Source organism: Massilia sp. Masssp93, assembly GCF_059491295.1.
In genome coordinates this window covers 2,581,304-2,608,197 of sequence record NZ_CP168502.1, presented here as the reverse complement: position 1 = coordinate 2,608,197, position 26,894 = coordinate 2,581,304, and the positions used below count along the sequence as shown (strand labels likewise).

Here is a 26,894-nt window from a genome sequence, read left to right as displayed (position 1 = left end):
CGCGTCACGCCGATTGTCCCGTAGGCGCGGCCGGCCTGCAAACGCCGTTCAAGCGTGCGCGGCTACTGACCCGGTGGCGCTTTCGCGGCGGGATGATATACTGTACAAAAACACAGTAATGTCTTTCCTCATGCCGACCTTTACGCCCATCGACCTCGGTCCAACGCTTCCGGAAGAGATCGCGCCCGGTGCCAGCAGCCGGCTGCACGTCAAGATGTACCGTCAGGCCGACGATGCCATCACGGAAGCGACCACCGACATCGAACTGGCACGCGAGTTCATCGCGCACGGCGAGCTCAGCGCAAAATCCATCCAGAATACGCAGAAGGAATTGTTCCGCTTCCTGACCTGGTGCCGCGAAGAACCCGGCAAGACGCTGGGCCAGCTGAACGTCGCCGACCTGAACGCGTACAAGGACTTCCTCAAGAATCCGCCGCCCGAATGGGTGTCCAGGACAAAGTGGCCGCGCACGGATGCGCGCTACCGGCCGTTCACGGGGCCGCTGTCGGACGCGAGCCGGCGCCAGGCGATGATCGCCGTCAAGGGCCTGCTGGGCTTCGCGGAGCAGACGGGGTATTTGCGCCGCAATCCGGCCGCGCTCGTCCGCAACGTCCGGGCCCCGACGGCCAGCCGCATCACGCGCTACCTGACGCAGGGCGCGATCGCGCTGGCGCTGGACACCGTCGCGCGGCGCCCGGCCGGCACGCCGGCTGCCGTCAAGCGGCGCGAGCGCGACCGTTTCCTGCTCGTCGCGTTCGCGCACACGGGCGCGCGCCTGAACGAGATCGTCGGCGCGGCGATGGGTTCCATCTACACGGAAGGCAATGGCCGCTGGTGGCTGGACGTCGTCGGCAAAGGCGGCAAGCCGCGCCGGCTGCCGGTGCCGCCGGACATGCTGGACGCCTTCCGCGCCTATCGCCAGGCGTTCGACCTGTTGCCGCAGGCGAACCGCGCGGACCGCACGCCGCTCGTCCTGTCGAGCCGCAGCCGCGGCCTCGCGCGCATCACCGACGAAGCGGCCGCCGAAGCGATCAAGGCCGTCTTCGCCGACGCGGCAAGCGTCGCCGACACCCGCGGCGACGCCGACACGGCCACCACGCTGCGGCAGGCGTCCGCGCACTGGCTGCGCCACAGCATGCTGACGAACCATGCAAACAACGGCGTCCAGCTCAAGACGCTGCAGGACACGGCCGGGCACGCGAACATCGCGACGACGGCCGCCTATCTGCACAAGACCGACAACGAGCGTTACGACGAGATCATCGCGTCCGCGCGCGGGCGCGGGATCCTGTAATGCGGCCGCTATCGTGCCTATACTGAGGCATGATGATGCAAGCGCACGACATGGCCAGCGGCATCGACGGCGACGTGATCCTGCGCCCGCTCAGCCCGGTCGAACGGCCCGGATCGGCCAACCAGCGTCCTTACCGGGCCGTGATCGGCGTGGCGGATGCGGCCGGACGCCCGGTGGCCGAGGTGCGCAGCGACGCGAACGGCCGCTTCGAGATCATCCTCGAACCGGGCACGTACGTCCTGCACCCCGAGTCCGAAGCGATCTACCCGCACGCGCCGGACCAGACGGTGACCGTGATCAAGGACCATGTCACGTCGGTCCGGATCGTGTACGACAGCGGTATCCGGTGACGATGCCGGACCCGCGCCGGTTCACGCCGTAAAGCCGATGCCGACGATACGGCTGCCCCAGTCATGGTTCGACAGGATGTCCTCGTTGACCAGCCAGGCGCGCCTGGAATTGCGCGGATCGACCGTCACCGCCGAATAATCGCCCCAGCGGCCGCCGCCGAACCACGTCGGACTCGTGAAGGCCGCCGTGCCCGGGCTCAGGCTGTACGTGCTGCCGTTGTTGTGGTCGAAGCCGGAGAACCGCACCTGGGCGTTGGTGCCGCGGGGAGGGTCGGTCAGCGTCCACGTCACGTACACGTCGTTGGCGCTGTTGGCTGCGATCGATGCGTTGAAGTCGAACGACGTCGACGTCCCGAAGAAGAACGCGCTTTGCACGAGCGCGTTGGTGGCCGTGTTGATCTGGTAGAACTTGGGCGCCGCATAGCCGACGAGGTTGACGGTGTGGACCTGCCACAGGAAATCGCCCGTCTGCGTGCTGGCGTTGACGAACCGGCCGTCGAGCGTGTCGAGCACGGCACTGGTGCCCGGTTGCGGGGCAGGGGGCGGGGCGGAATACGACGGCACCGAAATATTTACCGGCCCGGTCAGCTGGATGGCGTTCGGCCTGCTCGAATTGGTGAGCGCGTACAGGCTCAGCGCGCTGCCGCCCGACGCGGCGATCAGGAACGTCCTGGCGTTCTGGTCCAGTACGATCGGCGGCGCGAGCGTGGCGCGCAGGCCCGTGAAGACGGGCACCACGAAACCCAGCCCGTTGTACAGGCGCGCCTTGGCGACCGCGAACATGTCGGCGCCCCGGAACCCGCCGGACGACGTGAAGACGTTCGCCGTGATGATGATCGAATCCTGGTCCATGCCGAGTTGCGGATAATCCCAGAAATCGCCGGCGTTGAACGTGACGTTCAGCCCGTAGATGAAATACGAGCCGAGCGGGTTCGACGTCGTGGAGATCGCGACGAAATGGAACTGGCGGGTGTCCGACTCCTGGAAGGCGTCGGCGGTGATGATCCAGCGGTTCCAGACGCTGTCGTAGACGGCGCGGGGATCGAACAGGATCCGGGTGGTATAGCCGAAGAAGGCTGCGAGCGAAATGCTGGTGCGCTGGCTCGGGTTGGTCCGGACAAAGATGTCGACGTGCGAATTCGTCACCTCGACGAAGTGGTCGAGCCCGATGGCGCCGTGCGTATCGGGCGGGATCAATCCATCGACATCCGTCGCGCCCGGCACGTTGGGGCCGACCAGGCCGATCGGCGCGCGCGGCAACGCCTCGGCTTCGGTTTCGGTGTCGAAGGGCTTTTCGGCCGCCGGCCCCTGCGCCTGCAATGTTGCCTTGAGCTCTTCGTATTGATCTGCAGGCATGGTCGGCAAGAACAGCTTCGACTTCGCTTGCGCGACCGCGCGGGCAGCGGGGGCGGGGGTGTTCTGCATGTCGCGCAGCATGGTCTCGACAGCCCTGACCTGCGGCGCCGCGGCCTCGAGCTGCGGACCGACTTCGATTGAAGAATGTTTCACGGCATTACTCCTTTCCATTGAGTGGCTTGCAAGCGCTGGAATCTGAGCAGTCTTCCCGACTGCCGGCATGTCGCGCAGCAACGCGAAGCGGTCGATCCTGAATTCCCGCGTCACTCACTATCGTTACAAACGGACTGAGCGTCGTTGACAGCCATCAGTGCGCCAGCGCACCGGTATGCGGGCATCGGCGGGCGCCGTGCGGTTGCTTCTGGCGGGACTGGCCACGCCGCCGGCGCGGCGGGCGCGGCGTAAACGACCTGCCAGTGACAGGTTTCCGTACGCCTTACATCGCCTCGCCCGGTGGCGACGTCGATGCAAGCCAGGCCGCGAGCACGACGGCCGCCAGCAGCAGCAATGCCTCGATCCGGAGGACGCGCTTGAAACGCGCCGGCAAGACGCCCGGCACGGCACGACCCGCGGACTCGTGTGCGCGCCACGGCGCCATCACGAAAAAGCGGTTGAACCCGCCCAGCGCAGCCGCCAGGCCTACGACCAGCACTTTCGCCACGAGGGTGTTGCCGTAGGGGTTGCCGACCAGGTCGGCCCATCCGCCGATGCTGCGCCAGACCGCATAGACCCCGGTGGCGAAGATGCCGGTCAATGCACAGGTTGCGGAATTCGACAGCGACACGACATAAGCCGCCCTGGCGCGCCGGTCGGTTGAAGCCATGTTCCCAGGCGCTCTCAAGATGATGGCGCCGGCGACGGCGACTTCACCGACCCACAGGCTGATGAGGCCCAGGTGAACCCAATCAGCCAGCAGCCGCACGCTGAAGTCGCCGTCGCTAGCCGCGTGGCTGACCATGCTCCGCGTGTACCAGAACACCGCGAGCGCTGCCGGAGTCAGCAGCACAGCAAGCCGGCTTCTGCCGTCCCGGAGGAGGGCGCCGGCCATGGCGACGGCCAGCCCGGCCATGCCGACGCAGCACGCAAGTCCGAGATGCGTGGCGCTCAGCATCGTCCAGACGGCGCTTCCTGCCTGAGTAACCGGAACCTCGGCCATTGCCGCCGACTCGAGCCACAGCCATGCGGCGCTGGCGGCAAGCGCGACCACGGCAGCGCCGATGGCGGCATTGCGGACCGGCTGGCGTCGCGCCGCCGCCCAGTCGGAAGCGTCGCGGTCGAGCCATGAGCGGGCCACGCTTGCCCCCATGAGCACGGCCACCGACAGGTTCAGCAATGCAGTGACGAGCCGCTGGACGGTCTGCAGGTCGAGCCCCATCACTTGATCGTGAACGGAACGTCACCTTTCGTCTTGTGGCCGTCATGGGTCATCGTCGACCAGCGCACGCGATATTCTCCGGCGGGGAGCGGCGGCAGCGGGGCCGTCATGACGGTCGGGTCCACTTTGTCGACGGTGGCGCCGCTGATTGGAATCTCCTTATCGCCGGTCCCCAGCAACATGATTTTGCTGAAGGCCGGCTCGACCGCCTCGTTGAATTTGAGGCGAACCTGCTTCGGCGCGCCGCCAAGCGTACTGCCGGCCTTGGGATTGGATGACTGCAGCTTCGCGTGCGCGAAGGCGGAGGAGGTCACGGTACTGGCGAGGGCGAGGGCGGTTACCGCCAGAAAGCGTTTGATGCACATATTGACTCCCCGTTTGGAATGATCGACGATGGCGAGATCGCCCGGTCCGCCAGCCGGACGACCGGGATAACGAGCGCGTCACCTGGACGTTTCCGGTGTCACGACACGGCAAAGCGGAGCGGGCCGGAAACTGCATCAACCGCAGCGAGGCGGACCGGGGTTCCGGTTGGCCAGCTCAGGTGGCCCAACGGTTTGACGAACGCCACCCGGCTTCGGTTCGCGAGGCGGGCGTTGCCGCCTTTCTCCCGGAGGATCGTCGACACCGACTTCCCATTGTAGCCGTGTCCGGCCAGGCGCGGGTATCGTCGAGCGGGGCGTCGGCGTCGGCGCCGCCGCTCCGGAAGCCTGGTGGCGCGCCCGCATCAGCGCAATCGCAAGAGGATAAAGACATGCAACTCGTGCTCTGCCGGGTGATGTCATATAACTCGACATTATTTTCTGTAATGTCGAGTTATACGCATTGGCTTTGCAGCGCCCCTGTGGGGCGCCTTATCGCGTCACCCTTCCATCACGCCGGCTTGGCGCGCTTGCGCAGACGGCCACTCAGGCCCAAGCCGACGCCTATGAGCGCCAGACTGCCCGGTTCCGGCACCGGCGCGGGAGAATTAGCGGGGAGAAAAACAGTCAGACCGGAATTCGGATCTTCCAGGTAGGACAACAGGTTTGGCGCGATCGTTCCCACCGTCACGGTACCGGACAGGATCTGGTGTGTCACGGGCGGACTCAGCGACGTCTCCGCATATGACGCGAACGAACTGGGGGTCACCGAGAATGTACCGGGCGTGGGACCTGGCATGAAGTCCAGACCGATCATGGAATCGAAGTAGCCATTGATGCCAGACGTGGCAATAAAGCCAGTCGGATGACCTGGCGCATACTCAAATGCACGAGTGATCGTCGAGTCGTAGCCCGGAATAAATCGGTTCGACAACGTGGACAGGTTGAACCAGGCGATGCCGCCTGAATCCGAGTCTTGCACGAACGAGCCCGAGAAGCCGTTGTACGCGTCGTCGGCCACGTCAAGCCACAGAATGCCACGCGGGTCAGCGGCGGGCGGTGCGTCGCGCCGAAAAGGGCGGCGCTGGCGGGGGCGTCGGCAAGGTTGCACCGGACTCTACGGTGAAATGGCAGGTTTGCTTCCACTGATGAGATATGTCGCTGCGACGACGGACCCTGCCAATCTTGCCTATAGCGGGGGCCACGCGTCGATCTGTCATTTGACATAATATAGATTATGCGAAGGGACGGTAGTTTGCAGGATGTTGCGTTTCTTTGATCAAGTACCGCAACGACGGCTCAGTGAATGGTATGTTTAAGCGTTGCTTAACCATTACAACGCCATGATCACTCAGCTTGTCGGTTCGCACATCCCTCCAGGTCTTTCTGGGCCTGTACTAGTCGACCGGCATGGTCTGCCTCGATACTGGGCCGCAGTCTGGTCGGCGGCTGTTACTGCGGCCTTAGCGGACTCGACACACATAAAAAAACTCCGTTACATCGACAATCTGTACCAGCACGGCGATGAGTTGCTTGGATATGGCGCACTTGACGATGCCCTAGGTACTCTGAACGACGGAAGCCTGGCTGAAATCCTTGAATCATGGTTTATCTCGATCCGAAATCAAGCAAGGACGTCTGAGGCTGACGAGACACGTTGGCAAGTCGGACTCAATTTCGTCACGTCGGTCGTCTCGTGGATTGCGAAAAGTGACGCGCACAAGGCGCTGTAGCATATCGAGAGCCGGCTTCATCAACTTTCGGTCCTTTACAGCCAGTTCCGCGTGAAGAAGCGAAACACACCGGAAATGATCCGGTCCCTTCCGGCGTCTACCGTTGAAGCGCTATACCAATTCCTCGACCCTGAATCCAAAGAAAACCCGTTCGCTCGTGTTCAGACCCGGTGGTGCACCTATGTGGCGTTCATTCTTATGCTCCATCAAGGGCTGCGGCGCGGCGAAGCCCTTTTGCTTCCAGTGGATGCAATTAAGAGTACGTTTGACGCGAAACTCGGCGGCATCACACCAAAACAGAAACTTGCCCTTGCCGCTTAACCTCTACTTTTAGCTCGCTCTAAAAACGGGGGGATTACCGGTCTTGTATGATGAGCATAGAACCGCCTGCCTTAATGTCAAATATTATTCGCATAAACTACGTTGCCTGGATAAATGGAATTTTTGGCTTGACGCGAGCGTTGCTTTTGCGTTGGTTGCGAAGTTGTTTCTCAATGTGGCTGACTACAGCTAGGCAATTAATGGGTTTTGTTTTGTCAACGCAAATAACCGTGACGGGCAGCCTGGTTGCAACGCTCAGCGTGTCGTTCCGTATTGGACTCTTTCCATAGTTGAAAGGATTCCCTCATTCTGTTCAAAATGTTCCGCAGCTGTTTGCATATCATTGGTCCAGTTCTCGCCGTCGGTTACTCGATAAAACCGGGAAGTACAGTGACACTCTCGATTCGGTAAGCATATCCCAAAGACACGAGTCGCCAAAGGAAATTTGGCTCGGGTTACGAGCATATACTTCGAAAGCTCATTTAGTAGGTATGTCTCAATCTGTTCGAGAGGCCAATCTGTGGGAGGTTGCGGATAGAGTAGCCATAGATAATGCACACCTGGTAAATCAAGAGATTGAGATACGTTGCTCCAAAATGTTTTGGTGCTTTCGAAATAAATGTCATAAAACGCTAAACAAAGGGCCTGGCGACTTAGGCGTGACTCGCTCGCCAAGAGTCGAAACGCTTGTTCGTGATAGGACAAGGTTTTATCTTGACCAATAACCATTCTATCTTGTGAATAGTCATCCGCGAGGTCCTCGATGAGCTGATCGATGACATATGACCCCTTTCTTGATTTCTGACGAATTTCTTTGGCCGGACTACCGACATAGACATCCCAAATGCCTGAGCGGACGCGCCGAACGCCTGCTTCGACAGAGAAGCTCGACGTCGGGATAAAAAACGGGCTATCACCGGGCTGGCTAGAAATGTAGCCGGCAATCAAATTTTCCTCACCTTCAATAACCCAATTCTCGATCAACAAAGCATCCTTTTTTCGGCTGAGATAATCGATAAAATCACGTGTTGTATCAAAACATTCGAACATCGCGTCAAGCGCAACCGCGCTTACGACATGAACGAAGTCGCCATCTTCGGCTGTGGTGCCAACCGTGCAAATCTCGGCATCGTCTTGCAGTCGCGTATCTATGTATAAGCTTCTTCGGCCGTGCGTGGCCACACAGGCGTCTTCACAGCCATTTGCGACAGCGATAAGATGAAGTCGCATCCGTTCGCGCGGAGGTAGCCTTAGTGGAAGCGGCGATGACACCTGGGCGTTCGTATAAATGCTATCGGGAGCTCTGAAGATATGGTTTCTGGCGCCCCGTAACTGACGAACGCTACCAGCAACGGCTTTTCTGTACCAGCGCTTCCAATTGACCGCCTCGTCCTGATGGTCACCAAATCAATTCAGCTTATCGGAGATGATTATGACATCATCTCCGAATACGACGAGAACATCGCAGAGCTCTTTCCCTTCCGCATAGAAAGGGTTTTCGTAGCTCCACATCGACAAAAAGGTCTTACGCGAAAGCGCGCCAAGCCGTGCTTCGGACGCATTGATACTCATGGATTATATATTTAAGCCAGCCAGTCAATGAACAGCAACATTTTCATCATATCTCGCCCCACTCATTTTTCGATACTTGTCTTCAAATACTCAACTTCGCATTCCGCAAGATGAAGAAGATGGCCCAGCGAGACCAACCGAGATGCCGCAGTTCCATGACCCCATTTGACATCATCACCAAGGCGAACTTTTTCATAGAGCTTGTGTGATAAATGCCGCCATATTTCACTCATTTTCGAATATATTTGAATTTCAATTCTCAGCCCGTCGGCATAAAGCACATCTACATGATGAGCAAAATACCCGTTGGCCATCTTTGCCTCCTCCTTCGGGCTAATCTTTCGAATATCGTGATAATCAGCAGAATTAATTTTTGCTTGCTCGGCGATCTCTTTCCAATAAACCATTGCACTTGAAAGGCTTTCCGCATAGGCAAACGTAGAAGTAACAATCGATGTTCTAACAAGATCACCAATTTTCGCCATCATATTCTTTGATGTTACATATGCTCCAGGTCCTAGCAGTTTATTTTTTCGCCAAAATTTATCAATTATGGAGTCAGTACTTTTGAACAGACTCTCGTAGCCTACCGACTGAATCGCCGTGATGAGCTGGATGTCCGTATCCGCGTCCGAAATATCTTCGCAGCTGGTTTTTTTCTTCAGCAGTTGGAACGAATTAAGTTGAGATAAGATGTTTGCGAGATTGCTTAGTCGTTCTTTACCTTCCGCTTTGATCTTCGCCATTGTAGAGTTGATCTCGCGTTCCAAGTCACCCCCAGGCTCTACTACCGAATTGTGCCATTGCAAATACGTCTGCTTGTTGTAAAGCTCAGGAATGCCGTTCATGGAAACACACCAAGATAGAAGAGTTTCGCAAATCTCTTTGCCAAGCCTTTTACTTCAACGCTGCAATAACTCATTTCAAAAGCCTCTGCAATACCAGACGCATTACGCATCTCCTCTTCTGAGCCCTCGTTCAAGAAATACGTCAAGCCAGAAAATACCATTATCTCTTGCATATCCCATCGGTCATACCTATCTGAGCTACCAGAGATTCGTTCAAACTCAAATTGCGCATGAGTTAGTTTTTTCGATAATTCCGTCGTGTTCCCATCGAAATCAGTTAATATTCTGCTCCAGATACTATTGGCTTTTTCATAATAATCGAGAATTTTTCGGTCCTTCTGCCGAAGCATCCTAAACGTATAGCTCATGTTCCCTCACATTATTCTTAAAAACAAAAATCGTTGCTGCTTTACTTACCAGCCCGCCCACGCCTTTGACATTTGCAGAACCTGATCATTGGAAAAATGATATACGATGCTGCCAGAAATAACTAATGAATTGTTACAGTCAGCCCAGACTGGACGCGAACGCTACACTGCCCGATTCGGACACTTGTCGCGGAGCTAGGCATCCTTCGAGCCTTCGCACTCGACCGCGACGCAACATTAGGCCCTGGTAGCTGCCGCTCGCCGAGGTTTGGCTATTGCATGTGCACGGGCTAGCTGCACAACAGTGGCGGCCTTATCACTCACGCAATAGTGCCGCCGTCTGTGTTGAACATTTAGCCATATAGCCGCTAGGGCAAAGCGCATGCAACAGTCCCCATAACTACCAAGCTTGCGAATTCTCGGACCGGATGCACGAAGGGCGCCGGCAACGGAGTGCGCGTCCGTGACCATACATGCGGATGGAAGCTCCCGTTCACGAGGATATTGTTGCGAACGACCCGGTGCACGCCTTCACGTAGCTTGAGGCCGCCCGACAACTTGAGGTTCTCTTCGATGACGTAATTCGAGGCGCCGTCGTCCAGATCAACATCCCAGCCGTGGTCGCACTCGAAGCGGTTGCGCCGTATCACAACTGGTTCGATCGCGTCCAGCGTGGCCAGGGAAGGTTCCGCTGCCATTCGCCTATCCATTTCCGCGCGATCTGGATGCCAGTAGCGGTCGCGTCGGTGTCCTCGAACGCCAGGTTCTCGATCAGGATGTTTTGCACAGGCGCGCGCCGGCCTTCGATGCACATGGACACCGCCCCAGCGTCCGCCGTGCAGGGCCATGCAGCACGGCGCCAGCCGGATCGCGCCAGGTCGCCACGCGCTCCTTCGACGTGGCGCCACTGGCCAGGGCGCCCAGGACCAGCTTGGCGGGGCCGCTGTTGGGATAGCGCGCACGGACCAGCATCGACGGGCCAAGCCACAGGCGCTGGAAGTCCTTGTCCTCGAGTTTGGCACGCCAGATGCCGCCGTTCCAGGCCTCCCAGTGTAGGCTGGCCAGGTGTTCGGCACCGGTCGGCACCGGACGCGCGCCTGTGGCGCCCGCCAGTACGAACGGTGTCGCTGCCGTGCCGGACAGCCTCTCATCGACGACAATGGGCGGGCGCAAGGCATACGTGCCCGCTGCCAGCTCGTTGCGGGTAATGCGCTTGTTCACCCGGGCTGTGTCCAAGGCCGCCTGCAAGGATCGGACATCGTCCACCTTGACCGTTTCCGCAAGGGCGGGTTGGAGCAGGCAGTACATGGCCGACAGCCCAAGGGGAAAGCTCAATGAGTGATGCAATAGGCCGGCGTCTGCCTGCTTACAGCGCCATCTCGAACGGCGCAGCAGGCAAGTCGTCGGCGCTGTACAGATTCACATACGGCGCATCGGCCCAGGCATAGCGCACACGCGTGGTGCCTGGCTGGTTGGCGCCTTTCAGCGTCACCGTGTCGCCTTGCGCCACCGCCAGCACGAACTGGCACACGGCGCCGGCACAGGCTTCGAATCCGATCGCATGGTTAGAACTATAGGTGCGCAAGCCCCCGCCGGTGTTCTTGAAGGTGACCACCAGGTCCTCCCCTTCCCGCTTCACGCCGACCGCTTCCGGGCCGCCAGGCGCGATCGCTTCACCGTAAGCCAGCGCGCGCGCCGCGCGGGCCAGGCGCTCGCCGACCACGGCTTTCTGCGCGGGATGAATGTCGGTGCGGTCGCCCACGTCGATCGTCACGATCAGCGCGGCATGCGGGTCGTTGCGCACCGTCCTGGCCTGGGCTTCGCGCAACTGCGCCCAGTTCGATGGCCCGGGCTTGGTCGCGATCGAACCGAACGAGGATAACTGGACGACGAGGAAGGGCAATTCCGGCTGGCCCAAGGTCTTGCGCCAATCGGCGATCAGCAGCGGCAGCAAGGTCTCGTATTCACTTGCGGCGTCCGTGTTGGCCTCGCCCTGGTACCAGGCCGCCAGTTTGAACTTGTAGCCGGCCAGCGGCGCGATCATCGCGTTGTAGAGCGTCGACAGGCTGATCGGCACTTCCCACGGCGCGGCCGGGATAACCAGGCCCTTGGCGCGCATGCCCAGCTGGTATTTCCACGGCGCGGACAGGGCAATGAACTGCCCGTCGCCGGTCTTGATGCCGCGCTGTTCCGGCAGCCCGGTCAGCCCGCCGCCCCCAAGAACATGGACGGCGATCACGTTGCGGCCCGGTTTGAAAACGCCCGCGGGAACGGCATAGTCGCGCGATATCCACGCAATAGTGCCGCCGCCCACGCGCACGCCGTTGACCCAGGTGCTGTCGTAGGTATCGATGGGACCGAGCTGGAGGGCGTTGGCCGCGCGCACCTGCGCCTCGCTCAGCGTCACGCTGGTGCGGAACCAGGCGGCGCCGTCGAAGCCCGCCAACGCGGCGACGCCGGCATCCTTCCACGATCCCTTCGGCGACAAGCTCGGCCATGCCGCGTCGTCGAATCCCGGCAAGCTCCAGGCACGCTGCGCCTTGGCCTGCGGGTCATGCGCGTCCCACCATCGCTCGAGGCGGCGCGCTTCGTCGGCCATCCCCTTGGACGGATTGGACGCCATCACCGCCAGCGCCTCGACCCGCTCGGCGTAGGCCGGCAGGGTCTTCAGCGATTCCTCGCCGATCCAGCCCTGGATCGTGGTACCACCCCAGTCCGACCCAATGAAGCCGACCGCCACCTTCTGCTTCTGCTGCAGTGTACGCGCCATGTAGTAGCACGCCGCCGAGGCCTCGCCGACGGTCTTGGGCGTCACCACGTTCCATACCGCCGGCCGCTTCAAGTCCTGCTGGACGGCAAGTTCGCTGATGCGTTGAATATTGACGAAGCGCAGGTCCGGATTGGCGGGAAATGCCGGCCACGCGCCCGTCGACAGGCGCAACGGAAACTCCATGTTCGACTGGCCGCCGCACAGGAAGACGTCGCCGATCATGATGTCCATGAGCGTCGCGGTACCGCCGGCGCCGCTGGCGGACAGCGTGTACGGTCCGCCGGCCGACATGGCCGGCATGCTCGCCCGCCATCGGCCCTGCGCATCGGCCTTGGCCTCGGCGGTCTTGCCGCCAAGGCGCACCGTCACGCCGAGTCCGGGGGGCGCCGTGCCCCACAAGGTCAAAGCTTCGCCGCGCTGCAGCACGGCATGGTCGCCGAAGATGCCGGCAAATGCCGGTGCCGCCGGCTGCGCCAGCACGGGTGTTGCCAGCGATGCGGCAAGCACGAAGGCTGCGATGTTCAAGTCTTTCTCCTCAAGAAATTTTCAAAGCGTTGGCATAAGCCAGAGCGGGTATATTGGCCGGCAGTGTGACCTGCAAGCCGTGTGCGGTTTGTTCGAACGCCAGCGCACCCTTGGCGCCGAGCAACTCGACCCGCCGGATGCGGCCCGACATGTGCGCACTGGCACTGCCCATGGCCTCGATCAACACCTTGCCCGATGCCGGCCAGCCCATGACGAAGGCGAACACCGTCCTGCCCTTGGCAGTGAAGCGCACGTCGGCCGGGGAAAACGGCTTGCCCTTGCCCTCGTTGAAGCCTGCGCCCGACATCGGCGTGGCCGCCTCCTGCGCCACCGGCCCTTCCCCGTACACGGCCCAGGGCCGGGTGTCGTAGATGGCCTCGCCGTTGACCGCCATCCAGCGTCCGATTTCCTCGACAATGGCGCGCTCCTGTTCGTCGATGCTGCCATTGCCTCGCACCGGCACGCTCAGCAGCAGGTTGCCGTTCTTGCTCACCACGTCGATCAGCGTATGCACCACCGTCTGCGCGCTCTTGTAGGCCTTGCGCTCGTACAGCGACCGGTCGTAGTGCCAGTTGCCGATGCAGGTGCAGGTTTGCCATGGCAAGGGCTCGATCTGGTGACTCTGGCCGCGCTCGATGTCCCACACCATGCTTTGGCGCTGCTGTTCGTTGAGGATCTTGCCGTTGACCACGGCCTCGTTCCTGCCCTTCCTGGCGATGCTGCGGTTGTACATGTGCGCCGTCAGGCGCATGCCGACGTCGCTGAACGGGAACAAGGGCAGCACGGTGTCGTCGAAATACACCATGTCCGGATCATAGTTGTCGATCAGGTCGCGCGTGCGGTTGAAGAATTTGTCACAATAGGCCTTGTCTGGAATGGCGGCGCCGCCGCCCCAGTGCCACTGCTCCTGCCACACGCCGCCATCGCCGCCGCTCTTGCTCAGGGGATGGTTTTGCGCATACAGCGCTTGTGGATCGAGACCTTCCCACCAGGTCCCCATGCCGTCGGCCGTGGTCAGCTTGCCATCGTAGGGGATGCCGGCGTAGGGGCCGCTCTTGTCGGCGCCCTGCGCCGTCTCGTACCAGGTCCAGGCGTGCGCCGCGTGTACGCTCACACCGAAACGCATGCCGTTGGCGCGCGCGGCGCGCCTCCAGCCGGCGATCAAGTCCTTGCCCGGACCGACCCTGGTGGAATTCCATTCCGGCTGGTAGCGGCTGTTGTACAGGTCGAGATTGTCATGGTGGTTGGCCAGCGCCATGAAATATTTTGCCCCGGCCTTCTTGTAAAGGGCCAGCAGCGCGTCCGGATCCCAGCGCTCCGCCTTCCACTGGTGGATCACATCCTTGAAGCCGACCTTGGACGGGTGCCCGTACTTCTGCACATGGTAGCGATAGTGATCGCTGCCTTCCTCGTACAAGCCGCGCGCATACCAGTCGCCATGTTCCGCTTCGCACTGCGGTCCCCAGTGCGCCCAGATGCCGAACTTGGCGTTGCGGAACCAGTCCGGCGTCTGGTAAGTCGACAGCGAATCCCAGGTCGGCGCAAACGGACCGGCCGCGATCGTGCCCGTGCCAGTGGGCGTCAGCGCGTCGGCGGCGCGCGCATAGGGCGACAGGGCGACGGCGGGAATCGCCGCGCCCAAATGCTTCAGTAATTGTCGTCGTTTCAAAATCACTCCAGTGTGTGTCGTCGTATCTGAATTACTTCTCAAACCGCTGGCGGCGCCTCGCGCCGGCCGTCGAGGAGCGCACAGCAGGGCACTCAGCGTCCCAGCATGCCGCGCAGGAAAGCGCCATGCGTGGGCATGGCCGCCACGGCTTCGATGATGCGTTCGCGGCGCCATTGCAGCCCCGCCAAGGCCTCGGCGCGCGTCATGTCGCCCAGCGAGGGATCGGTGTGCTCGGGCCAGTGCCCCATCCCGGCATGGATCGCCAGCCAGCTGGTCGCATCGAAGCCCTCCAGGTCGTACTGCTGCAGCGCGCCCGCCTTGCGCCAGGCGTGGATCTTGAAGGCCAGGGTGTCGGGCAGCTCCATGGTCGTCATGGCGCGCCACAGGGCGCTGTCGCGGCGCGCGCTCAGGCAGTAGTGCAGGATGATGAAATCGCGCACGCGCGCGAACTGGCGGGCGTTCAAGCCGTTATAGTCGGCCACCACCGGCTCGCTGAGCGGCGCGCCCGAGAGCAGCAAATCGATCAGCTTGCCCAAGCCGCGCTGGATCAGGAAGATGCTGGTCGACTCGAGCGGCTCCAGGAAGCCCCCCGACAAGCCCAGCGCGACCACGTTGTGCACCCAGGCACGCGCGCGATGGCCGGTCTGAAAGCGCAGCAAGCGCGGTTCGGCCAGCGCAGGGCCGTCCAGCTGCTGCAGCAATTGCGCGCGCGCGCTTTCCTCGTCCAGGTAGCGGCTGGCGAACACATGGCCGTTGCCGATGCGGTCTTGCAGCGGAATCCGCCACGCCCAGCCCGCTTCCAGCGCGGTGGCGCGCGTGTAGGGCGTCAGTTCGGTGCCGATCCGCTCGCTTGGAACGGCCCAGGCCCGGTCCACCGGCAGCCAGTGGCTGAAGTCGACAAATGGCTCTTCCAGCGCGCGCCCCAGCAGCAGCGAAGCGAAGCCGGAGCAATCGATATACAGGTCGCCGGCCACCACGCGCCCATCGGCAAGCAGGAGCCGGTCGATGGCACCGTCGGCGCGCCGCGCCACGTCGACGATGCGCCCTTCGGTGCGCCGCACGCCGCGTTGCTCGGCCAGCTTGCGCAGGAAGGCGGCGTACAGCACGGCATCGAAATGGTAGGCGTAATCGAAGCGGTGTTCTACGCGCGGCACCATGAAGCGGCCCTTGCTGGCCATCACGCTGGACAGGCACTGCTCGCCCAGGGCGCCAAGGCTGGCCTCACCCAGCCGGTGATACTGGCCCCACACCGCGTTCGGGCCGCTCAGCTCGCCGAAATCGCCGAAGGTGTGGAAGTAGCTTTCGCCGACGGCGCGCCAGTCGCGGAACTCGATACCCAGCTTGTAGCTGCCGTTGGTGGCGCGCAGAAACTCGGCCTCGTCGATACCGAGCAGGCGGTGGAAATTGCGGATCGAGGGAAAGGTTGCCTCCCCTACCCCGACAATGCCGATCTCGTCCGATTCGACCAGTTCGACACTACTGCCCTTCAGGGCGGTGGCGAGCGCGGCGGCCGCCATCCATCCGGCCGTGCCGCCGCCCACCACCACGATGCGTTTGAACGAGAGTGTCATGGTGCCTTGCAGTGCCGGGAAATGTAGAGGCCGTGATCGGGCATCGCGTTGACCATCTTGTTGATGAACTCGCGGCGGGTGGCGAAATGCCCCAGCAGCTGGTCGAACTGCAGGGCGTCGATCAGCGGATCGTCGGCCTTCGGCACCACCCCCAGCCCCATCAGGATCGAGAAATACGAGGACGCGGAAAACCCCTGCGGATCGTAGATGGCCACATGCCCGGTTTCGCGGAACAGCTCGATTTGGTGCTTGAGCGTATCGGGAATCGGCATGTTGGCGCAGTAGCGCCAGAATTCCGAATCCGAGCGCTGCGTGACCTTGTAGTGCAGGACGATGAAGTCGCGCACAAACTGGTAGCGTTCCGTGATCATGCGGTTGAACTCGGCGGCCAGCTCGGGACGGCAATCGCGTTGGGGAAAAAACTCAACCAGCCAGCCGACCGCCACTTCGATGATGTTGATGCTGGTCGATTCGAGCGGCTCGAGAAAGCCGCTCGACAAACCGATGGCCACGCAGTTCTTGATCCAGGACTTGCGCCGCCGTCCGGTCGTAAAGCGCAGCTGGCGCGGCGCGCCCTGCGCTTCGCCATCCAGGCCGTCCATCAGCACGCGCCCGGCTTCCTCGTCGCTGGTGAATGCGTCGCAGTAGACATGGCCGTTGCCGGTGCGGTGCTGCAGCGGGATACGCCAGGTCCAGCCGGCGCTCTGGGCGGTCGAAATCGTGTAGGGCGTGAGCTGCTCGGCCTTGGCACAGGGCACGGCCTGCGCGCTGTTACAAGGCAGCATGTCGCTCCAGTCATCGTAGCCGGCCTTGAATACGCCTTCGATCAACAGGCCGCGAAAGCCGGAACAATCGACAAACAGGTCGCCTTCGACACGCCGCCCGTCGCGCAGCTTGAGGGCGGTGATGAAGCCGGTCTCGGGGTGCTGTTCGACGCCGTCGATCATGCCTTCGACGCGCGTCACGCCGCGGCCCATCGCGTAGTCGCGCAAATAGGCGGCATACAGGCCGGCGTCGAAATGGTAGGCGAAGGAATAGGCGTCGCTCACGGAGGGCATCTCGTCGTGCGGCGGGGCAAAGCGGTTGTTGCGCGCCATTGCCGTAGCCATCGACCATTGCTCGTACGAGGGCATATCCTTGAAGGTGCGCGACAGGCGCAGCCAGTACATATAGGCCGGGCGATGCTCGATCGGCGGGCCGAAGTCGCCGAAACCGTGGAAGAAACGGTTGCCGACATGACCCCAATCCTTGAACTCGATGCCGAGCTTGAAGGTCGCCTGCGTCTTCCTGACGAAATCGGCATCATCGATGCCCAGGGCGTGATTGAAGTAGCGGATGGTCGGCAGCGTCGCTTCGCCCACGCCGACCGTGCCGATCTCGGGCGACTCGACCAGCACGATCTCGCAGCGCCCGCCCAGCTTGAGCGCCAGCGGCGCGGCCGTCATCCAGCCGGCGGTGCCGCCGCCGACGATGACGACTTTACGGATGTGATTATCGTTCATCGTTGTCACTTTCTAATGTATGCCTTGCCGAGGCCGGCAAGGACTTGGTCAATGGCCCCGCAGGCGGGACCGCCTCTGCCCGTGGCTAACGTAGCGCAACGCCGGGCGATCACTGCCGATTGGTGTTTCCATCAACGCCAGCGCAGCATAAAAAGGAACAGCCGAAGCTGCCCCTTTCAAGCCGCCGCGCCCCCCATCGAGGTGGCGCGGCCTGCGCGCCGCCGGCGGGGCGACCCCTGCCCCGGGGCCGCCCCGCCACTGCTTAGAACTGGTAGCGCAGCGAGGCGCGGTAGCCGCGGCCGTACTCGAACCAGGCGCGGCCCATCATGCCGATCCCTTGCTGCTGGGTCTGGCGAACCGTCGCGTCGGTGAGGTTGGTCATCGAGACGCTACCCGACAGATGCTCGTTGTAGCGGTAGTCCATGCCGAAGTCCAGCTGACCGGTCGCTTCCTGCCAGGTCGGCAAGCCGAAGGCCACGTTGGTGGCGCCCGGGTGCGCCGGATCGGCACTGGTGGCGTCCTTGCCCGAGGTGCCGTTCACGTTCACGCCCTGCAGGAAGCGGCTGCGCCAGCTGTAGGCCAGGCGCGCCGAAAACGGTCCCTTGTCGTACATGAGGGCCACGTTGTAGGCGTTGCGCGACAGGTACTGCAGCGGCATCGTGGTGAACGGCAGACCGTTGCTGTCGCAGCCGAACAGGTTGAGCGAGGCGTCGTTAAACGAATCGGCCGCCGGGCAGTACTTCTGGTCGAACGGATGGTGCAGCTCCTGCTTGCTCTTGATGTAGGTGTAGTTGGCCGAGATGCCGAAGCCCTTGGCCCACTCCGGCAACACGTCCTGCAAACCGGGCACGTTGTTGAAGTAAGTCTGCCCTGCCAGCTCCAGACCGGCCACGGAACCGTCCGAGGCGTTGTCCTTCTGCTGGATCATGAAGCTTTGCAAGTTGCCGGCCAGGTCGGCGTAGCTGTGGCTGACGGCCGAATTCAAGATGATGTCGCTCACCTTCTTGTAGAACACGTCGGCCGTCAGCGAGCTGCCGCTGCCCGGATACCACTCGAGCGACACGTCATAGCTGTAGGCGCGGGTCGGCTTGAGCTTGACGTTGCCGGTGTCACTGCCCTGATAGGTGACGCTCGCCGGCGTGGTGCCGACGGCCTGGTTGTAGTTCTGGTTGAGCGTGACGTACTCGCTCAGGTCGCCAAAGCCGGGCCGGTACATCGACTTGGCAAAGGCGAAGCGCGCCTGCAGCTTGTCGCTCAGTTCTGCCTTCAGGTTCAGGCTCGGCAGCACGTCGACGAAGCTGTTCTTGCCGTCGAGCGGGGTGTCGATCTTGCCGAAGCGCGGCATGGCCGGCGGCGTGAGGGTGTCGTAGGTCGGCTTGAACACGGTGTAGCCATGCGCCGTCGTCGAGGTGTGCACCACGCGCACGCCGACGCTGCCCTCGACCGGGAAGCGCACCTCATCCCAGCCGAAGCGGCTCGACAGATAGGCGGCCTGGGTCTTCTCGCGGTTGCTGAAGGTCTTGCTCGGGTCGCCGTCGTAGGAGAGCGGCGTCCAGTCGTTGCCCTGCGTCGAGCAGTCCACCGTGGTGCCGAAATGCTGGGCGCCGTCCTCGCACTGGTACTGGACGACCTTCTTCGCCACCGCGTAGGAATCGGGATAGCCCAGGATCGCCGCCGTGGTCGGTTGCACCAGCGCCGCCGGCGCCGGAACCTTGCCGTTGAAGAAGTTGTTGTATTTGAACAGCGTGGTCGGGAGCAGGTCGCCGTAGCGCGGATCGCTCAGGTAGCCGTAGCTGGCGCGCGGCTGCCAGCCCCCGGTGTCGGCCGAGGTCGGCAGGGTGCCCGGCCGTTGGGTCGTGGCGACCTCCCATGGCCGGGACGTGGTGTACCAGTCCGAGCCGCTGGCCTTGACGTGGGTGGCCTTGCGGTCGGTCACGCGCACGCCGAAACGCAGGTCGCGCAGCACCGGATGGTCCAACTTGAAGCGCCCGTCGACCTTCCAGGCGTACAGGTCGCCGTCTTCCTTGCCCATTTGCGGCACAAAGGCGTTCGGGTAGTAATGGCCCCGATCGGCCAGGAACTGGGTCGCCGCGTCGTCGAAGGTGATTTCGGCCGGATCGCTGCCCCTCACGCTGATGTTCATGCTCGGCACGAAGGTCGACAGGGTCATGTTGCGGTAGGTGCTGTCGGCCTTGGCGTGCACCCACTGCAAGTCGTTCTGGAACGACAGGCGTCGGTTGACGGTCCACTTGGTGTTCCAGGCGAGTTCGCGGGTCGTCGAGTGGACCAGCGAGTCGGTGGAGTTCGAATTGAATTCCAGGCCGCCCTCGACGAAATTGTTCGCACCCTGGCCGCCCGGATAGGTGTACCTGGCCGACTGCAGCACGCCATTGGCGTCGAACACGGCATTGTTCAGCTTGGTCTTGTAGGTGTCCTCGACGCCGGTGTAGAGGGCGTGTTCCTGGCTGTTGTTGGTGTAGGCCGAGTTGAACACGGTAAACGAGGACTCCACGCCATTCTTCTTCCACTGCAGCGCGGCATACTCGCCGACGCGGTCGTAGCGGGAGGTGTTGGTGCGATACGAGCCCGACTTGGGCGCCCAGACGGTCTTGCCATCGACGACGTTGGTGCGCGGATAGTAGGGGTCGATCTGGATCGAGTCGTTGTGCTCGTTGCTGCGGTTGGCCGACAGGTCCAGCAGCATGCCCCATTGGCCGAAATCGTTTTCCCAGCGTTTCGAGGCCAGGGCCGACACGCCCGGCGAGGATTTCTTGCCCAGTGCGTTGTAATTGGCATTGGTCGAGATGGCGAACTTGTCGACCTTGTAATCGAATGGCAGCGCGGTGCGCAGGTCGACCTGGCCGCTGACGCCGCCTTCGACCAGTTCGGCCGGCGGGTTCTTGTGCACGATCACGGCCGACATCAGCTCTGGCGGCACGTCACCCCAGCTCAGCTCGCGTCCCGGCCAGCCGGCCGAGAATGACTCGCGCCCGTTGAGCGTGGACGAGCCCCAGGTCAGGCCGCGCACCGAGATGCCCGACCCTTCGACCGAGAAGTGCTCCGGGTCGCCGCGGCTGTTGCGGTCCATGGTCACGCCGACCACGCGCTGCAGCACCTCGGTGATCGACTTGTCCGGCAGCTTGCCGGCTTCCTCGGCGACGACGCCGTCGATGATCTCTTCGGCGTTCTGCTTGAGCTTGGCGGCCGACTGCAGCGCCGCGCGCTGGCCGGTCACCACGACGGTTACGGTGCCGTCGCTGTTGGTGCTCACGGCGCCGCCCTCGGTCGCCGGTGCGCTTTGTGCGAACGCGGCGCCCCCGCAAATGAGTGCGGCCTGTGCCACGGCGATGGACAGCGCGGTTTTTTTGAATGGTCTCTTCATGTCATTATCTCTTTTCTGGATCGAATCTCGAATGCCCAGCCGCGCGCTGCTGCGGCATGGAAGCAATATCTGGCCTGGTGGCCGGGAAACGCGAGCGCTTCCCGGCGCCCCGGCTTACTGGATGGTGATCGGGCCTTTGACGGTGAGCGCGGTCGGATAGCCCGGCGTGGTCGGTGAAGCGCCCGCCACCGAGGTGTTCGAGCGCGGCCCGTACACCTTGAAATCGACGATCGGATACTTTTTCATCTCGTCGGCCTCGTTCAGGTTCGACAAGCCGCACGAGTTGTCGTAGCCCTTGATGTCGCTCAGTTGAACTTCATACGTGGCGACCGCGCCGCCCTTGGGTTTGAGCAGCACGTGCGGGGCGACGTTGCAGTTATTGTTGACGTGGCCCAGCACGAAGATCAGATACAGGTCATTGTTGCCGGTCTGGACCCACTCGTCGTTCTGGCCCAGCGTGATCTTGATCGTGGTCTGATTGCTCACGCGCAGGCCGTCGCTGGTGCCGTCCTTCACGCCGTGGGGAACCACGTCGAAGCCGAAGTAGGCACCGATATCGCTGCCGTCCCACGGATGCTTGGGGTCCTTGGTCTGGATCACGTACTTGTAGGTGAAGCTGCTGTCGGCGGCGTTGAACGTCGTGCTGCACCAGTTCGGGTCGCCGCAACCCCAGCCGTCAACGCTACTGCCGGCCCAGCGGTTGATCGGATCGCCGTCGACGGTGCGGTCGACCGCCTCGACGCCGTTCATGATGGTGAGCACCGGCGGTTTGTCATCGCCAACGATGAAGACGGCCTTGGCAGACCCGGCATCGTAGGTGTCGTTGCCCGCCTGCGCGGCGGTGATCGAGCAGGTACCCTTGGAGACCAGGGTGAGCGTGGTGCCGCTGGCGGTGCACACGTCGGGCGTGGTCGAGGCGAAGGTCACCGGCAGGCCCGACTCGGAAGTTGCCACTAGCGGATCCGGGGTCTTGGTGATCGACTGGAAGCCGGGCGAGGGAAAGTCGACAAACTGCGTATGCTTGAGCACATTGAACAACTGCTGCTGCGAGGCCGCCATGTAGGTGCTGTCGCCGGCCTGGCTGGCCGTGATCGAGCATTCGCCCGCCTTGACCGTTACCAGCTTGTCGCCATCCATGGTGCAGGTGGCCGGCGTGCTCGACGTGAAGGTGATCGGCAGCCCGGACGACGCGGTCGCCACCAGCGGTGCGGCCGGCGTCATCAGATAGTGCGAGCCCGGGAAAGCAAATTCGATGGACTGGGATTTGCCGCCCGTGGCCGCGCCGCCGCCGCCGCAGCCGACCAGCAGCGTGGCGCAGGCAAGGCCGATGGCCGAAAGCTGGAATCCCATGGTATGTCTCCTCATTTTAATGTTTCCTCTCTATTGCGTTTTCTAAAAATGCTCGCCACCGGCGACGCCGATGACAAGGAAAGATGGTCCCTGCCCCGCTAGGCGGCATGGACGATGGTCCCGGTCAAGGATGTATGGACTGGCGTCGCCTCGCTGTCGTTATGTAAACGTTTTCAAAAACACAGGACAAGCAGCGTGCCAGGATTGGAAACACGCGCGCTGCGCGGGGAGGCGGCGGGGGCCGGCCTGCGTCGCGCCGGCCGGATCCGGCCGGCCTGGCCTGGCTGTGCGCGAGGCGGACGTTGGAAAGGTCTGCGGGCAGCTTGCTGCCGCATTGAACGAGCTTGAGGTGCACGTCCTGTCTCCCTGCTTTTATTATCGATAACGGTCAATCAGCTGCTTCGATGGCGCTGTATTGGAGGTGCAACCGCGTTAGGTTCTACGCTGGCGACTCCTGTCCACGCTCGCTGAGCACGCGGTCGCGGTAGGCGCGCGGCGTGCAGCCAAGTTCGCGTTTGAACACGCGATGCATGTGCTGGATGGACGTCAGGCCGCTGTCCACCGCCACGTCCTCGATGCTGCAATTGCTGATTTCCAGGCCGGCCTTGGCGGCATTGAGCCTGAAGCTCAGGATCACGTCATGCACGCTGCATCCCAGCTCCTGGCGAAAGGCGGCTTCGAGCGACGAGCGCGACACGCCGACATGTTTGGCCACCTGTTCGGTCTTGATGCCCTGGCAGGCATACTGGCGGATGAAGTGGCGCGCCCGCATCACGTTCGGATGCTTGATCAGCTGATACTGGCTGGACGCCTGCACCTTGATGCCGGCCGGCGGCACGACGATCGGCGTGGTCGGCGGGCGCATCCCGCGCAGCATCTGCTCGATCAGATTGGCTGCCGCGCGCCCGATCTCCTGGGCGCCCTGGACCACGGAGCTGAGCGGTATGCGGGTGAGCTTGCGCACCAGGGGATCGTTGTCGATGCCAATGATCGCCACCTGTTCCGGCACTTCGATGCCGGCGATGACACAGGCCTGCAATAGCTGGCGTGCACGCGCGTCCGATACGGCGACGATGCCGACCGGTTTGGCCAAGCTGTGCAACCAGTCGATCTGCCCCTGGACCGCCTCGTCCCACGAATGGATGCTGGTTTCGCGGCCGCGGAAGATCTCCGCTTCCAGCTGGTCGCCCTGCATCAGGCTGCGGAAGGCATTCTCGCGCTCCTGCGCCCAGCGGTTTTTCTCGGTGGCGGGAACGCTGAACATGGCGAAACGCTGCAGGCCGACATCGATCAGATGCTGGCGTGCCAGTTCGATCAGCTTGAAATTGTCGGTTGCCACGTAGGGCACACCGGCCGGGTAGTTGGCCGGGTCGGCATAGGAACCGCCAATTGCCACCACCGGTACGCTACAGCGCGACAACGCTTGTGCCACTGCCGGATCGTCAAAATTGGCGATAATGCCGTCGCCCTGCCAATGCTCGATCCCAGACAGGCGCAATTGGAAATCTTCTTCCACGAAGATATCCCAGGCCGCGCGCGTATTTCCAAAATATCCGGCAATGCCGGCAATGACTTCGTGATCGAAGATCATGTTCGCTTTGAATAACAGCGCGATCCGGTGTACTTTGGTCGTCTTCATTTTACTTGTATGGTTGAAAGCATTTTCGAAAAAACAATCACAGCCGCACTTGCGCATGCAAAAACCGGGGGCAAGATCGTCTCTCCATCCTTTATTTTTATTGAGAACATCCCGCTTGCAGGCAACCGGCCCTGCCCCGATTCAACCATCGCACACCCCACAAGAACGTCGCGGATGGGTTCCCGCTAGTCCTGCCAGGCAGCGCCCGGTATCCGATTCCAAAAAAAAGGGGCAGCCAAAGCTGCCCCGTAAAAACCACCGCGGAACCCCGCCGTGGAGGAGAGCAAAAGGGTGTGAAGGCCAGGATTGACTCGATCTTCAGCGCGCAAACCTGCGCCGCCCTGCCACCAGCGCCAGCAGGCCAATCCCCAGTATCAGCTGGGCGCCGGGCTCGGGCACCGTGGCGGCCGCGGTGGTGGTGAAGTCGTCCATCTTCTTCAATTGCATTACCGTCTCCCTTATATTTATCTTCCAACTTACAAGCTGCGACGATCGGCGGGCAACGTCTAAAATCAATTTCCTCGACGCATTTCTTGATATATGAGGAACATTTTCCACCCGACAATTTAGCGGACTGCAAGACCTTTCATCATTCTGCAACCAGCAACGCACACATTCTTGCGTCTGGGGCCGGAGGTCGGTAGCGGATTCTGGCTCACGTCTCAAGCATAGGCAGTTCCTCGTGCGCAACAATATCGCTGCCACGAAATTTCTTTTGCCAACGGTAGAAATCGCAAGAAATTTTCACCACGGTGAAAATCCGCCATGGCATCTGGCGACAGGTCGGGCAAGCGGGCCGGAAAAAGTGGCCGCCGTGCCACGGTCCAATCGTGGAGCGGTCGTGGATATCCCGGAAGAATGGGAACGTGCAAGGGGTGGAACGGCGGGCGCACCCCTGGCAGGAGCGCGGGACCGGCAACCGTTCAGCCGGGAGGTTCAGGCTGAGTGGTGGGGGCGAGCCGGATCAGGCTGAGTGGTTGGAGCGAGCGAGATCAGGCAGAGGGTTGGGATGGGGCGGTTCAGGCGGGTGATTCTGACGGCGCGCTGTCGGCGGGCTGCTCATGCTGCTGCTGGGCGGCAAGCATCCGGAATTGCTTCGGCGAGCAACCGAATTCTTCCTTGAACAGCTTATTAAAATAAGGAACACTCGAGTAGCCAACGAAATACGCGATTTCCGACACGGCGGCGCCGCTTTTCTCAATCAGCATCCTGGATGCTTCAGTCAGCCGCAGTTTATTCAGGTAACCGGTGAATGTCATGCCGAGTTCGGATTTCAGCACATCATTGATTTTATAGCGGGTCGCGCCGGTCCCTTGCACCACCGTGTCCAGGTCCAGCTTGGGATCGGTATAAGAGTTGCCGATATACCGCAAGACCGACGCCTTCTCCTTGTCCTTGTACGGTTCGACGGTTAACTGGCGATAGGCCACCAACGGCAAATTCGTTTTCATTTTTTTGTCGACACTGGCCAACAGTGCGCGGGAATGGGCCCGAAAAAACCAAACACCAAATGCCACCCAGCCACCCAGGATCATGACCACCAGCACGGCCAAATAGCGGTAATCGCGGCCATGCAAAGTCAATTCGCTGATTTCAATAGAGATATCGACATCGCGTGGCGTAGCAGCGGTGGCGCCAAACATGATTTTCCCGACCTTGTCCAGTTTAACGACCTGACGCCCCAAGTCCTCCTTCATCGATGCATACCACCATTCGGGAATAAGCAGCCGGTCCAGGTCGAGCGTCACCGCCATGCCTTGTTCATTGCACGAAAAATACGTTCTAGGTGGAATGTAAGTCTCGAACTTGTTTGGCTTGGAGAATTTTTCATCGAAGACGGACACCTCGAACGACAAGGCAGTGGCCAGCGAACATTTGGCAACGAAGGAAATGGTATGGAACTTCGACCAATCCTCCTGGATAAGCCGTCCTTTGCCGTCCTGGAGTTTCAGGTCGCCGGCGGAAATCGGATACGCGACCACGTCCTCCAGCTTGAAGTCGAAGCGCAGCCGGTCATCCGACATGTCGTGCAAGCGCACTGACGGCACGCCGCCAATTACCACATTGGAATACGTTCCGTAACGCCAGCCGGAGCCATCTTTATGCGCCTGCCGCAACGTCTTTGTCGGAAAGGCCATGTAAACAAAAAAAACCGCCAGCAGCGCGTCCACGACGAGCAGGAAAATCAGCGCCAGCAGCGCCTTTTTAAAGAACTCTTGCATATAGATACTTATTGAACTATCTCGGGGGCCGCGCGGCTTGACTGGTACGGTCCCAGAATCATAACAGGCGAGATATGTACGGTCCCAGTATTTTTGCGGCGGACCGAGCTAACTCCGGCGGGGTGCTAGTCGTGCTGTCTCATAAAAATCTGTTCTTGAGCGAGTTATTGCCTAAACTAAAACATTGCGTGGTCATGGAGGGCGAAAAATGGTCCAACCAGGCAACCCGATCCGGCTCGTCCTCACCGCTCAGCCTACACACCACGGGCGAACCGCCGATTTTCACCGTGGCTGGCATTGCTTGCAAATCCGGCGGTTTGCAAGAACTTCGCTTGCCGGCGATATCGTTGCCCGTGATGGACAGCCCATGCTTCAGACGCGGCGTAGCGCGACTTCCCCTGCCGCAAACGCGCAATAAGGGGGGCAGTTGCGCTGTGAGCGTTTGCTGTCTTCCCGATCGCGCGCTCACATGGTCTTCATATATCAATCTGCGAGGTGCATTGGGACGCGCTTTTGCCAGATCGCGGGCGAGCGCCGGGATCCTGGGTGACGACCGGCGCACCGGCCGGAGGTCGAGGACGCTGGCGGGCGAGCCGCCGCAGCAGCAGCCAGGCCCAGGGCCTGTAAGAGCACCCCTGGGATGGTGCGAGGTCGCACGAATGGTATGCAACGGTTGGTACTCCAT

At 61.6% G+C, this 26,894-nt stretch carries 21 protein-coding genes; 3 read left to right on the top strand and 18 right to left on the bottom strand.

The window, feature by feature from the left end; all coding sequences use genetic code 11:
- The first annotated feature begins 118 nt into the window (after positions 1–118).
- Together ACEN9Q_RS10785 and ACEN9Q_RS10780 are read left to right on the top strand one after the other, a co-directional pair.
- Positions 119–1,294 (top strand): tyrosine-type recombinase/integrase, encoded by a 1,176-nt coding sequence (locus ACEN9Q_RS10785; RefSeq protein WP_495628391.1) that lies wholly within the window; start codon positions 119–121, stop codon positions 1,292–1,294.
- Between the two features lie 29 nt (positions 1,295–1,323).
- Entirely contained in the window at positions 1,324–1,644 is a 321-nt protein-coding gene (locus ACEN9Q_RS10780; protein WP_495628390.1) for a hypothetical protein, read from the top strand.
- 21 nt (positions 1,645–1,665) lie between these two features.
- Here ACEN9Q_RS10780 and ACEN9Q_RS10775 read toward each other — a convergent pair whose 3' ends face one another.
- The 4 genes from ACEN9Q_RS10775 to ACEN9Q_RS10760 all read right to left on the bottom strand — a co-directional run bounded on the left by ACEN9Q_RS10775 (position 1,666) and on the right by ACEN9Q_RS10760 (position 5,758).
- Positions 1,666–3,153, bottom strand: a complete 1,488-nt coding sequence (locus ACEN9Q_RS10775; protein WP_495628389.1) for a hypothetical protein — start codon at positions 3,151–3,153, stop codon at positions 1,666–1,668.
- A gap of 283 nt (positions 3,154–3,436) precedes the next feature.
- Positions 3,437–4,375 (bottom strand): copper resistance D family protein, encoded by a 939-nt coding sequence (locus tag ACEN9Q_RS10770; RefSeq protein WP_495628388.1) that lies wholly within the window; start codon positions 4,373–4,375, stop codon positions 3,437–3,439.
- Positions 4,375–4,740 (bottom strand): copper homeostasis periplasmic binding protein CopC, encoded by a 366-nt coding sequence (gene copC / locus ACEN9Q_RS10765; protein ID WP_495628387.1) that lies wholly within the window; start codon positions 4,738–4,740, stop codon positions 4,375–4,377. The genes ACEN9Q_RS10770 and copC overlap by 1 nt, the downstream gene beginning before the upstream one ends.
- Before the next feature lie 508 nt (positions 4,741–5,248).
- The gene (locus ACEN9Q_RS10760) at positions 5,249–5,758 is read right to left on the bottom strand and encodes a PEP-CTERM sorting domain-containing protein (protein ID WP_495628386.1); all 510 of its coding nucleotides are present in this window, start codon (positions 5,756–5,758) and stop codon (positions 5,249–5,251) included.
- A gap of 763 nt (positions 5,759–6,521) precedes the next feature.
- Here ACEN9Q_RS10760 and ACEN9Q_RS10755 point away from each other — a divergent pair.
- Entirely contained in the window at positions 6,522–6,791 is a 270-nt protein-coding gene (locus ACEN9Q_RS10755; RefSeq protein ID WP_495628385.1) for a hypothetical protein, read from the top strand.
- A 255-nt stretch (positions 6,792–7,046) separates the two neighbouring features.
- Here the strand turns inward: ACEN9Q_RS10755 and ACEN9Q_RS10750 are convergent, their stop codons facing one another.
- The 14 genes from ACEN9Q_RS10750 to ACEN9Q_RS10685 form a co-directional block, all read right to left on the bottom strand.
- Entirely contained in the window at positions 7,047–7,973 is a 927-nt protein-coding gene (locus tag ACEN9Q_RS10750) for a hypothetical protein (RefSeq protein ID WP_495628384.1), read from the bottom strand.
- Between the two features lie 452 nt (positions 7,974–8,425).
- Positions 8,426–9,211 carry a nucleotidyltransferase family protein gene (locus ACEN9Q_RS10745; RefSeq protein ID WP_495628383.1) on the bottom strand — a complete coding sequence of 262 codons (786 nt, stop codon included), beginning with the start codon at positions 9,209–9,211 and terminating at the stop codon, positions 8,426–8,428.
- Positions 9,208–9,579 (bottom strand): hypothetical protein, encoded by a 372-nt coding sequence (locus tag ACEN9Q_RS10740; protein WP_495628382.1) that lies wholly within the window; start codon positions 9,577–9,579, stop codon positions 9,208–9,210. Before ACEN9Q_RS10740 ends, ACEN9Q_RS10745 begins: the two co-directional genes overlap by 4 nt.
- Before the next feature lie 368 nt (positions 9,580–9,947).
- Positions 9,948–10,277 carry a hypothetical protein gene (locus tag ACEN9Q_RS10735; RefSeq protein WP_495628381.1) on the bottom strand — a complete coding sequence of 110 codons (330 nt, stop codon included), beginning with the start codon at positions 10,275–10,277 and terminating at the stop codon, positions 9,948–9,950.
- A gap of 73 nt (positions 10,278–10,350) precedes the next feature.
- Positions 10,351–10,914, bottom strand: a complete 564-nt coding sequence (locus ACEN9Q_RS10730; RefSeq protein ID WP_495628380.1) for a hypothetical protein — start codon at positions 10,912–10,914, stop codon at positions 10,351–10,353.
- Between the two features lie 31 nt (positions 10,915–10,945).
- Complete coding sequence (locus ACEN9Q_RS10725) at positions 10,946–12,874, bottom strand: sialate O-acetylesterase (protein WP_495628379.1); 1,929 nt, start codon at positions 12,872–12,874, stop codon at positions 10,946–10,948.
- A 10-nt stretch (positions 12,875–12,884) separates the two neighbouring features.
- On the bottom strand, positions 12,885–14,543 hold the full coding sequence (locus ACEN9Q_RS10720; RefSeq protein ID WP_495628378.1) for an alpha-L-fucosidase: 1,659 nt from the start codon (positions 14,541–14,543) through the stop codon (positions 12,885–12,887).
- Positions 14,544–14,635: 92 nt separating this feature from the next.
- The gene (locus ACEN9Q_RS10715; protein ID WP_495628377.1) at positions 14,636–16,114 is read right to left on the bottom strand and encodes a tryptophan halogenase family protein; all 1,479 of its coding nucleotides are present in this window, start codon (positions 16,112–16,114) and stop codon (positions 14,636–14,638) included.
- A complete protein-coding gene (locus ACEN9Q_RS10710; RefSeq protein ID WP_495628376.1) occupies positions 16,111–17,616 on the bottom strand; it encodes a tryptophan halogenase family protein in 1,506 nt (501 codons plus the stop codon). The genes ACEN9Q_RS10715 and ACEN9Q_RS10710 overlap by 4 nt, the downstream gene beginning before the upstream one ends.
- A gap of 262 nt (positions 17,617–17,878) precedes the next feature.
- Positions 17,879–20,998, bottom strand: a complete 3,120-nt coding sequence (locus tag ACEN9Q_RS10705) for a TonB-dependent receptor (protein ID WP_495628375.1) — start codon at positions 20,996–20,998, stop codon at positions 17,879–17,881.
- 114 nt (positions 20,999–21,112) lie between these two features.
- Positions 21,113–22,348, bottom strand: a complete 1,236-nt coding sequence (locus tag ACEN9Q_RS10700; protein WP_056446678.1) for a hypothetical protein — start codon at positions 22,346–22,348, stop codon at positions 21,113–21,115.
- A gap of 439 nt (positions 22,349–22,787) precedes the next feature.
- Complete coding sequence (locus tag ACEN9Q_RS10695) at positions 22,788–23,987, bottom strand: XylR family transcriptional regulator (protein ID WP_495628374.1); 1,200 nt, start codon at positions 23,985–23,987, stop codon at positions 22,788–22,790.
- A 318-nt stretch (positions 23,988–24,305) separates the two neighbouring features.
- Positions 24,306–24,434: a PEP-CTERM sorting domain-containing protein gene (locus tag ACEN9Q_RS10690; protein ID WP_495628373.1), complete on the bottom strand. Its 129-nt coding sequence runs from the start codon at positions 24,432–24,434 to the stop codon at positions 24,306–24,308.
- Between the two features lie 572 nt (positions 24,435–25,006).
- Positions 25,007–26,209: an AraC family transcriptional regulator gene (locus tag ACEN9Q_RS10685; protein ID WP_495628372.1), complete on the bottom strand. Its 1,203-nt coding sequence runs from the start codon at positions 26,207–26,209 to the stop codon at positions 25,007–25,009.
- Positions 26,210–26,894 lie beyond the last annotated feature (685 nt).